Genomic DNA, 7,912 nt, shown 5'->3' with positions numbered 1-7,912 from the left:
TTCCACGGCTGGGCCGGCAAGTTCCCGTGCGCGGGGCGGTGGGTTCCACGGCTGGGTCGGCGAGTCCGTGCGCAGGGCGGTGGGTGCCCTGGACACCTCGCCAAGCAGGAGCGCGGAACCCACCCGCGAGCGTGGGACCCGCAGGGCGAGCGTGGATTCAATGCTGCGGTCGGCGCGCGGCCCAACTGCGCGCGCCCGGCCGCACGTCGCTTCGCGAAGCGGGCGCCAACTCCGCGCCCTGCGGCGCCTGGCCTCGGGACGCCGGGGGGCTGGGCGCGGGCGGCGCCTGGCCTCGGGACGCCGTGGGCGCGGCGCGGGCGGCGCCTCGGCTCGGGCGGGTGGCGTCGCAACGCGCTCAGCGCGGCCGCACCGCCCCAACCGCCGTGCCCCCTCCCGGCACGGGCGGCGCCGCCCCGGGCCTCGCGGCCACCGTCAGCGTGGCAGCACCGCACCCAGCTCCCGCGCCGCTGCGTGGAGGGCGGGCACGAAGGCCTCCAGCTCGGCCACCGACATCCGATACGCCGGCGCCGCGGTGGAGACTGCGGCGATCGCGTGCCCGTCGGGGCCCAGCACGGGCACCCCGACAGCCCTTATCCCCGGCTCGTGCTCCTCGTCGGCGATCGCGTAGCCCTGGGACCGCACCGCGGCGATCTCCTGCGCGAACTCCGCCCGTGAGGTGATCGTCCGCGGCGCCAAGCCCGCCAGCTCCAGCGACTCCACCAGCGCCTCCCGGTCCGGCGCGAACGCCACCAGGCACTTGCCCATCGCCGTGCAGTGCAGCGGCCCCCGCTGCCCCGGCTCGCCCCGGATCTGGATCTGCCGCGGCCCCTGCACGGAATGCACGTACACCTGCTCGCGCCCGTCCAGCACCGCCATCAGCGTCGGCTCGCCGGTCTGCTCCGTCAGCGCCCGCAGGACCGGCAACGCCACCCCGGCGAACCCCCGCGCGTGCGACACCCGCTGCCCCAGCTCGAACAGCCGCACGCCGAGCGCGTACCGCTTCGACGCCGGATCACTGCGTGCGAAACCCTGTTCCTGCAACGAACCCAGCAGCCGGTGCGTCGTGCTCACCGGGTAGCCCGCCCGGCGCGCGAGCTCGGACAGCCCGACCCCGTCGGGGTACTCGCCGAGCAGCGACAGCACCCGCAGGGCCTTGCCCACCATGTCAGCCACACACCACCCCTTGACGTCTCCCGGTGGAAGTTCCACACTCATCGAGCACCACAATACGGAATAGCTTTCCACATCATGGAAAGAACGGCAAGGAGGCCGCCTTGGAGAGCCCGCCAGTGACCGGCATGGCCACCCAACCGGGCAGGCAGCGCTGGCTGCGCCTGATCCCGATCGTCTTCGTCACGTACAGCCTCGCCTACCTGGACCGCTCGAACTTCTCGATCGCCGCGGCCGGTGGCATGTCCGAAGACCTGGGCATCACGAGTTCGACGTCCGGCCTCATCGCCGCCTCGTTCTTCGCCGGCTACTTCCTGCTGCAGGTCCCCGGCGTGCTCTACGCCGACCGCCGCAGCGTCCGCGACCTGATCTTCTGGTCGGTCCTGGCCTGGGGCACGCTCGCCACGCTCCAGGGCCTGCTCAGCTCGGTCCCGCTGCTGATCGTCGTCCGCTTCCTGCTCGGCGCCGTCGAAGCCGCGGTGCTGCCCGCGCTGGTCGTCCTGCTCGCGCGCTGGTTCACCAAGGCCGAGCGCGGCCGCGCCAACGCCTTCCTCATCCTCGGCAACCCGGTCACCGTGATGTGGCTGTCCGCCGCCTCCGGCTACCTCATCGAGGCCACCAGCTGGCGCGGCATGTTCATCATCGAGGGCGTGCCCGCCCTGATCTGGGCGTTCTACTTCCGCGCGCAGGTCCGCGACCGGCCGGCCGACGCGCCGTGGCTCGCCCCGGCCGAACGCGAAGCCGTCGACACCGGGATCGCCGCGGAGCAAGCCGAGCTCGCGAGCACCGCCGACACAACCGGAGTGCACCCGCTCCGCGAAGCCCTGCGCACTCCGGCCGTGCTGGTCCTGTCCGCGCAGTACCTGCTGTGGAGCATCGGCGTGTACGGGTTCGTGTTCTGGCTGCCGTCGATCGTGAAGGCCGGGTCGTCCGCCGGGATCGGCGCCACCGGCCTCCTCTCCGCGGTCCCGTACGCCTTCGCCGTGGTCGCGATGCTGCTCAACTCGCGCCGCTCCGACCGCACCAGCCGGCGCATCCGCTACGTGTGGCCGTGGCTGCTCGGCGGCGCGGTCACGTTCTACGGTTCCTACTTGGCCGGCCACGACGCGTTCTGGCTGTCGTTCCCGCTGCTGGTCCTCGCCGGGATCGCGATGTACGCGCCCTACGGCCCGTTCTTCGCGATGATCCCGGAGCTGCTGCCGCGCCGCACCGCCGGTGTCGCCGTGGCGCTGGTCAACGCCGCCGGCGCGCTCGGTGGCTTTCTCGGCACGTACCTGGTGGGCTGGTTGCGCACCGCGACCGGCACCGACGCCGCCGCGTTCCTGATGCTGGCAGGCACGATGGCCGCGTCCGCGCTGGTCCTGCTCGCCGTCCGCACGCCGAAGAGGAAGGTCACATGACACCCCGAGTTCTGCTGCCCTGGTCCGATCTCACCGTCCCGGACGGCCTGGAGACCGCCTGCTACGACGGCACCGGCACGCCACCCGGCCTGGACGGCGTCGAGTTCTACGTCCTGCCCTACGACAGCGGGCCCGAGCCGCCGAAGCTGATCGCGAAGATGCCGTCGCTGAAGGCCGTGCAGTCGCTGTCCGCGGGTGTCGACAGCCTCCTGCCGCTGATCCCGGACGGCGTCACCCTCGCCAACGGCCGCGGCCTGCACGACCTCAGCGTCGCCGAGCACACGCTCGCCCTGATCCTCGCCGCCCAGCGGAACCTGCCGCGCTGGTTCCGGCAGCAGAGCACCGGCTCGTGGGACCGCGAGCACACCCGGTCACTGGCGGACGAGCGCGTCCTGCTCGTCGGCTACGGCTCCATCGGCAAGGCGATCGAGCGGTACCTCATGGCCGGAGAAGCGGAGGTCGTGCGCGTGGCGAGCACCGCGCGCGAGGGTGTGCACGGCATCGACGAGCTGCCGGAACTCCTGCCGTCCGCGGACATCCTGGTGCTGATCCTGCCGGACACCCCCGCCACCCGCGGCCTGATCGGGGCGCCCGAGCTGGCGGCCCTGCCGGACGGCGCGCTGGTGGTCAACGTCGGCCGCGGCACCGCGATCGACACCGCGGCGCTGACGAAGGAGGTCGCGGCGGGCCGGCTGCGGGCCGCGCTGGACGTGGTCGATCCGGAGCCGCTGCCGTCGGACCACCCGCTGTGGCGAGCGCCGGGCGCGATCATCACCCCGCACGTGGCGGGCGGCTCCGACTCGTTCTACCCGCGGGCGAAGCGGCTGGTGGAGCAGCAGCTCCAGCGGTTCGCGCGGGGCGAACCACTGGTCAACGTGGTGCGGTGATCAGGACGCCTGCGCGTACTCCACCACGTAGTCGGCCGTGCAGACGCAGCCGCCGTCGACCTCGTCGCACCGGATCGTCAGGCTGTGCCGCACCAGGTCGGTGTCGGTGCAGTCCGGTTCGGTGCACTCCACCAGGGCGTCCACGTGCAGGACGAGGGTGCCGTGGCAGTGGTCGAGGTCCCGTGCGCAGCTGGGGCACTCCATGTCTGACACCTTCCGCCGGTTCGTGTTGCGGCACCTTGGTACCACCGCGCTTCACCGGAAGGTGGGAGGAGGTCCCGGCGTGTCGGCGTGACGTCAGGCGCTCTTCGGCGAGCGGCGGCTGCGCGCCGGGGTCGCGGCCGGTTTCTTCGCGGCCGTGCGCTTGGCCGGTTTGCGGGCCTTCTTCGCCTCGCTGACGCTGGCCTCCAGCGCCGCCATCAGGTCGACCACGTCGGTCTTGGGCGAGCGGCCCTTCGGCCGGGTGGTCTTCTTGCCCGCGATCTTCGCCTCGATCACCGATTCCAGCGCCTCCCGGTACTGGTCGGTGTACTTGTCCGGGTCGAAAACCGGCTCGGACAGCGACTCGATGAGCGAGCCGGCCATGCTCAGCTCCTGCGGCCGCACCTGGGGCAGCTCGTCGCGCAGGAACCCGAAGTCCGGGGTGCGCACCTCGTCCGGCCACAGCATCGTGGTCATGACCATCACGTCGGCGTGCACGCGCAGCAGCGCGAGGGTCTCGCGCTGGCGCAGCGCGACCTTGGCGATGGCGACGTTGCCGGACTTGTGCAGCGCGTCGCGCAGCAGCACGTACGGCTTGACCGCGGCCTTCTGCGGCTCCAGGTAGTAGTGGCGGTCGAAGTGCAGCGGGTCGATGGCCTCGAGCGGCACGAACTCCAGCACGTCGATGACGTTGGAGCTGGACAGCGGCAGCTCCTTGAGGTCCTCGTCGGTGATGACCACCATCTCGCCGTCATCGGTCTCGTACCCCTTGGCGATGTCGGCGTAGGGCACCTCTTCGCCGTCGATGGTGCAGAAGCGCTTGTACTGGATGCGCCCGCCGTCGGTGACGTGCACCTGGCGCAGGGACACGTTCTTGTTCTCGGTGGCCGCGTAGAGGTTGATCGGGATCGTGACCAGCCCGAACGACACCGAGCCCTTCCACATCGATCGCATCGCCGGGCCCTCCGCTCCCTGCCGACATAACCGCAGGTCGGACGTTACGCGAGAACCGGGCGCGCCACCAGGCGGCCAACCGGCCGCACCGGGTGCTCAGCCGCTGGTGGCGCGCGTGATCCGGCCGGCGAGCGCGCGCAGGTGCGCGGCCAGTTCCGGCGGTTCGTGGACCTCGAACTCGCAGCCGAGGGCCAGCAGCCGGAACGCCAGCCAGTCGAGGGTGTCGGCGTGGGTCTCCAGCCGGCAGGCGGCCGGGCCCGTCGCCGTCAGCTCGCCTGCGTTCTCCACCCGCGGGCGCATCTCCGCCAGCGACGCGTGCAGGGTCACCACCGCCCGGTGCGTCGGGGCGGTGCGGTAGAGCTTGGCCGTGACGAAGGCCGCCGCGTCGTCGGCGGGCAGCTGGCGCGGGGTGGTGCGGGCGCCGGTGCCGTGGGGGCGGCGGACGCGGTCGACGCGGAACAGGCGCCAGTCGTCGCGGTCGACGTCCCACGCCACCAGGTACCAGCGGCGTCCCGCGGCGACCAGGCGGTGCGGTTCGGCAAGGCGGCGGGATTCGCGGCCCTCGGCGTCGCGGTAGCCGAACCGGACGCGCTCGTGGTTGGCGATCGCGGCGGCCAGCGCGGCGAGGTCCTCGGGGACGACCGGCGGGCCGGGATCGGGCATCGGCACGGTCGCCGCGCCGAGCGTGCGCACCCGGCGGCGCAGCCGCGAGGGCAGCACCTGCTCGAGTTTCGCCAGCGCCCTGGCCGAGGCCTCGTCGATTCCCGCCACCGCCTGGCGGGCGGCGGTGCGCAGGCCGACCGCGATCGCGACCGCCTCTTCGTCGTCGAGCAGCAGCGGTGGCATCGCCGCGCCGGCCACCAGCCGGTACCCGCCCTCGGCGCCCATCGTGGACTCCACCGGGTACCCGAGCCCGCGCAGCCGGTCGATGTCCCTGCGGATCGTCCGGGTGCTGACGGCGAGCCGCGCGGCCAGCTCGGTGCCCGGCCATTCGCGCGGTGTCTGCAGCAGGGACAGCAGCGTCAGCAGCCGCCCCGGGGTGTCCGTCATGGTTCCAGAATGCGACCGATCGGTGACGGAAACTGACCTAGTTCATCATTTCCTCAGCATCACGACCCCACCGATCACCGTCCGGGCGAACTACGCTGTTGCGGTGGCGGGCACACTTCCGAGCGAGCTCACCAGTTTCGTCGGCAGGCGGCAGGAGCTCGCGGACATCCGGCGGCTGCTGTCCGCCGCGCGCCTGGTGACGCTGACCGGACTTGGCGGGGTCGGCAAGACCAGGCTCGCGGTGCGGGCCGCGGTCGGGCTGAAACGCGCGTTCCCGGACGGGGTGCACTTCGCCGAACTCGCGGATCTGGACGACGCGGCGCTGCTGCCCCAGACCGTCGCCACCGCGCTCGGCCTGCGGGACGAGGCCGTCGAGCCCGCGGACCGGCTCGCCCAGTTCCTCGGCGACCGCCAGGTGCTGCTGGTGCTGGACAACTGCGAGCACCTCACCGACGCGTGCGCGACGCTGATCGGCAAACTGCTCGCGGCGACCAGCGGGCTGCGCATCCTGGCGACCAGCCGCCAGCGGCTCTCGGTCGAGGGCGAGCACCTGCTGCCGGTGGAGCCGCTGAGCCTGCCCGACCGCGAGGGCACGACCGAGGGCACCAGCGGCTGGGACGCGATGGCGCTGTTCGCCGACCGCGCCGCCGCCGTGTCGCCGGGGTTCGCGCTCACCGCCGAGAACGAGGCGCTGATCGCGACGATCTGCCGGCACGTCGAGGGGCTGCCGCTGGCCATCGAGCTGGCCGCGGTGTGGTTGCGCACGCTGTCGCTGACCGAGCTGAACGACCGGCTGACCGACCGGTTCGCGCTGCTGAGCGAGGCCTCCCGCACGGCGCCACCGCGGCAGCAGGGCCTGGAGGCGCTCGTCGACTGGAGCTACCGGCTCTGCCTGCCCGCCGAGCAGCGGGCGTGGGAACGGCTGTCGGTGTTCCGCGGCGGGTTCGACCTGCCCGCGGCCGAGTTCGTGTGCGCGGGCGACGAGATCGGCGGCGACTCGGTCTTGGGCGTGCTCGCGGGTCTGGTCGACAAATCGGTTCTGGTGCGGGTGCGGGAGACCTACGGGCACAACGCGCGCTACCGGATGCTGGAAACGCTTGCCGAGTTCGGCGCGGCGCGGCTCGCGGAGAACGGTGATCCGGCCGGTTCCACGCGGCGGCACCGCGATTTCTACCGCGAGCTCGCCCGCCGGTTCACCGAGGAGAAGATCACCTCGCGTCAGCAGGAGTGGATCTCCCGCATGCAGAGCGAGCACGCGAACCTGCGCGCGGCGCTGGAGGCGTGGCTGGAGGAGCCGGATCCGCGGCCGGCGCTGGAGATGGCGGGAAACCTGTCGACGTTCTGGATCGCGGGCGGGCACCTGCTGGAGGGCAGCCGGTGGCTGGACCGGGTGCTCCAACTCGACGGCGGCCCGTCGCGAGAGCGGGCGCGCGCGTTGCACGCGTCGCTGCTCACCTGCACGTGGCTGGGGGTGCGGCGGGGGTTCGCCGGGCGGCTGCGGGAGTACCGGTCGATCGCGGCGGAGCTGGACGACCCGGTGATCAGCGTCGAGTTGCTCGTGTGCGAGGGGGTGAGCCGCTACTTCCTGGGTGATCCGCGGCGGGCGTGCGAGTTGCTGGAGGAGGCGCACGAGGTGTGCCGGGCGGCCGGGCACAACGGGCTGGCTTTGCAGATCCTGCCGTACCTGGCGCTGGCGCGGTTCGTGCTGAGCGAGCCGAACGCCGAGGAGGCGGGCGAGCAGGCGGTCGAACTGTGCGCGGCGCACGGGAATCCGCCCTGGTACACCGCGCTGGCGGTGTGGGTGCTGGGGCTGGCGCTGTGGCGGCGCGGTGATCTGCAGCGCGCGGAACGCCTCCAGCGCGACGCGATCCGCCTGCGCGAGCCCGCGGGCGATCATTCCGGGATCGCGCTGAGCCTGGAGTCGCTGGCTTGGTGCGCGGCGGCCGACCGGCGGTTCAACCGGGCGGCGCGGCTGCTCGGTTGCGCCGCGACGGCGTGGCGCTTGTCCGGGGCGGGGCGGATCGAACCGGCGCTGCAGCAGGTTTCGCAGACCCACGCCGCGCTCCCGGCGCGCGAGGCCCTGGGACGGCAGGTGTTCGAGCAGGAGTACGCCCGCGGGGCTTCGATGACGTTCGAAAAGGCGGTCGCGTTCGCCCTCGACGAGCGGCGGATGTCGGCGGCGCCGGCCAGCCCTTCGCGCAACCCGCTGACCGCCCGCGAATCGGAAATCGCGGCCCTGGTCGCGAAGGG

General features: G+C 72.7%; 7 protein-coding genes. 3 read left to right on the top strand and 4 right to left on the bottom strand.

What is annotated here, in order from left to right:
- Nucleotides 1-432 precede the first annotated feature (432 nt).
- Nucleotides 433-1,164: an IclR family transcriptional regulator gene (locus L2C96_RS40805; protein ID WP_020422825.1), complete on the bottom strand. Its 732-nt coding sequence runs from the start codon at nucleotides 1,162-1,164 to the stop codon at nucleotides 433-435.
- Nucleotides 1,165-1,274: 110 nt separating this feature from the next.
- On the opposite strand from L2C96_RS40805, the gene L2C96_RS40800 reads away from it, so the two are divergent.
- Both L2C96_RS40800 and L2C96_RS40795 read left to right on the top strand, forming a co-directional pair.
- Nucleotides 1,275-2,570 (top strand): MFS transporter, encoded by a 1,296-nt coding sequence (locus L2C96_RS40800; protein WP_237339916.1) that lies wholly within the window; start codon nucleotides 1,275-1,277, stop codon nucleotides 2,568-2,570.
- Entirely contained in the window at nucleotides 2,567-3,457 is an 891-nt protein-coding gene (locus tag L2C96_RS40795; protein WP_237339915.1) for a 2-hydroxyacid dehydrogenase, read from the top strand. Before L2C96_RS40800 ends, L2C96_RS40795 begins: the two co-directional genes overlap by 4 nt.
- Here L2C96_RS40795 and L2C96_RS40790 read toward each other — a convergent pair whose 3' ends face one another.
- The 3 genes from L2C96_RS40790 to L2C96_RS40780 all read right to left on the bottom strand — a co-directional run bounded on the left by L2C96_RS40790 (nucleotide 3,458) and on the right by L2C96_RS40780 (nucleotide 5,662).
- The gene (locus tag L2C96_RS40790; RefSeq protein WP_020422828.1) at nucleotides 3,458-3,661 is read right to left on the bottom strand and encodes a hypothetical protein; all 204 of its coding nucleotides are present in this window, start codon (nucleotides 3,659-3,661) and stop codon (nucleotides 3,458-3,460) included.
- A gap of 93 nt (nucleotides 3,662-3,754) precedes the next feature.
- Nucleotides 3,755-4,612: a non-homologous end joining protein Ku gene (gene ku, locus L2C96_RS40785; RefSeq protein WP_026153379.1), complete on the bottom strand. Its 858-nt coding sequence runs from the start codon at nucleotides 4,610-4,612 to the stop codon at nucleotides 3,755-3,757.
- A gap of 96 nt (nucleotides 4,613-4,708) precedes the next feature.
- The gene (locus tag L2C96_RS40780) at nucleotides 4,709-5,662 is read right to left on the bottom strand and encodes a helix-turn-helix transcriptional regulator (protein WP_237339914.1); all 954 of its coding nucleotides are present in this window, start codon (nucleotides 5,660-5,662) and stop codon (nucleotides 4,709-4,711) included.
- A 103-nt stretch (nucleotides 5,663-5,765) separates the two neighbouring features.
- Here L2C96_RS40780 and L2C96_RS40775 point away from each other — a divergent pair.
- A partial coding sequence (locus L2C96_RS40775; RefSeq protein ID WP_237339913.1) for an ATP-binding protein occupies nucleotides 5,766-7,912 on the top strand: 2,147 nt, incomplete at its 3' end.

This window comes from Amycolatopsis tucumanensis, from assembly GCF_021654135.1.
GTDB classification, from domain to species: domain Bacteria; phylum Actinomycetota; class Actinomycetes; order Mycobacteriales; family Pseudonocardiaceae; genus Amycolatopsis_E; species Amycolatopsis_E tucumanensis.
The sequence above is the reverse complement of the archived record's forward strand: the minus strand, read 5'-3'. Positions and strand labels throughout refer to the sequence as shown.